Origin of the sequence: Streptomyces boncukensis (assembly GCF_011045075.1) — a bacterium.
In the GTDB taxonomy this organism is placed as follows: domain Bacteria; phylum Actinomycetota; class Actinomycetes; order Streptomycetales; family Streptomycetaceae; genus Streptomyces; species Streptomyces boncukensis.
The window spans coordinates 1-588 of sequence record NZ_JAAKZZ010001096.1 but is presented as its reverse complement, the minus strand read 5'-3'; the positions used below and the strand labels follow the sequence as shown (position 1 = coordinate 588).

General features: G+C 67.2%; 1 protein-coding gene. It reads left to right on the top strand.

The features are described 5' to 3' along the window. Positions 1-68 precede the first annotated feature (68 nt). Positions 69-588 (top strand): acyltransferase domain-containing protein (locus G5C65_RS38125; protein WP_338146865.1); only part of this gene is annotated, 520 nt, incomplete at its 3' end.

Here is a 588-nt window from a genome sequence, read left to right as displayed (position 1 = left end):
GTGAGGCGGTGGAGGGGGTTTCGGTTGCTGCGGTCAATGGTCCGCATACCACGGTGGTTTCGGGTGAGGTGGCGGCGCTGGAGGTGTTGGTGGAGCGGTGTGCGGCTCGGGAGGTGCGGTGTCGGTGGATTCCGGTGGACTATGCCTCGCATTCGGGTCAGGTGGAGGGGATTGAGGGGGAGTTGCTGGAGTGTTTGGCGGGGATCGAGGCCGGTCCGGGTGAGGTTCCGCTGTATTCGACGCTGGCGGGTGCCGTGGTGGACGGGGCGGTGATGGGGCCGCGGTATTGGTATGAGAATCTGCGGCACACGGTCGAATTCCAGGACACAATCCGGGCGTTGCTGGATGACGGGCATCGGTTGTTCGTCGAGATCAGTCCGCATCCGGTGCTGTCCACCGGTTTGCACGACATCCTCGACCACACCGACACCGACACCGACACCGGCACCGGCGCGGGTGGTGAGTCGGGGGTGCGGGCGGTGGTGCTCGACACCCTGCACCGCGATCAGGCCGGCGCCCACCGGTTCCACACCGCTCTGGCCGCTGCCCAGGTCCACCTCCACACCCCGCACTGGCACACCCGCACCC